Genomic DNA, 896 nt, shown 5'->3' on the forward strand with positions numbered 1-896 from the left:
GACGGACACTGCGGCCCTCGTCGGGCGCACGCTGGCCCGGTCGGTCGCGGCCGGCCAGGGCGTGCGCCAGGCCACCTTGAAGGCCAGGCAATGGTTTGCCCCGGGCGACACCGTGCGCATCCGGGCCGTCGGCGACGGCTACGCGGTGGCCGGCTCGGGCGAGGCGATGACCGCCGGGATCGAGGGCCAGCCGGCGCGCGTGCGCACCGAAAGCGGCCGTCTCGTGACCGGCGTCGCGGTGGCAGAACACCAGTTGGAACTCGCATTGTGAAAAACTGTCCCAGGCACAACAATTCGGGTGAAACCCCTCAAGTCGCCACCGGGCGGGCCGATACACCGTGCATGTTGAAAGGCCGGGGCCTCTGTCCCGACCCAAGGAGTCCTTCATGAGCATCAAGATCGGCCATCAAGCAGAAGCAGCCGCGCCGACCCAGGCGGTCGGTGGCGCCACGCAGAAACAAGGGGCGACCGCCAAGCCCGCCGAGCAGGCCCCCCAGGCCGTCGGCGCCGCGTCACCCGAAGCCAGCACGACCGTCTCGCTGTCGAGCGCGGCTTCGTCGCTGACCGGCACCGGGTCGGCCAGCGCCGACTTCGACGCCGACAAGGTCAAGCGCATCTCCGACGCGATCGAGAACGGTTCGTTCAAGGTCAATCCGGAAGCCATCGCCGACAAGTTGATTTCCAACGCCCGCGAAGTCCTGGGTCATTGATCGTCATGCAGCAGCCGGTGAATCCCGCGTACGAAACCTCGCCCGAACTCGAGGCCACCCTCGGCGCGGTCGAGACGCAACTCGCCGCGTTGGGCGAGGCGCTGCGCACGCGCGACAGCGCGGCGATCGACCTGCACGCGACCGAGCTGCACCGCTCGCTGGCGCGCGCGGTCGACCACTTCTCCC

At 69.3% G+C, this 896-nt stretch carries 2 protein-coding genes; both read left to right on the plus strand.

The genetic code is table 11. The annotated features are described in order from the left end of the window. Window positions 1-271 (plus strand): flagellar basal body P-ring formation chaperone FlgA (flgA, locus tag AC1D01_RS36765; RefSeq protein ID WP_477874754.1); only part of this gene is annotated, 271 nt, incomplete at its 5' end. A 115-nt stretch (window positions 272-386) separates the two neighbouring features. After that, on the plus strand, window positions 387-710 hold the full coding sequence (gene flgM, locus AC1D01_RS36770; RefSeq protein WP_477874756.1) for a flagellar biosynthesis anti-sigma factor FlgM: 324 nt from the start codon (window positions 387-389) through the stop codon (window positions 708-710). The last annotated feature ends 186 nt before the right edge of the window (window positions 711-896 follow it).

It is taken from the genome of Rhizobacter sp. P3_B12, from assembly GCF_056402895.1.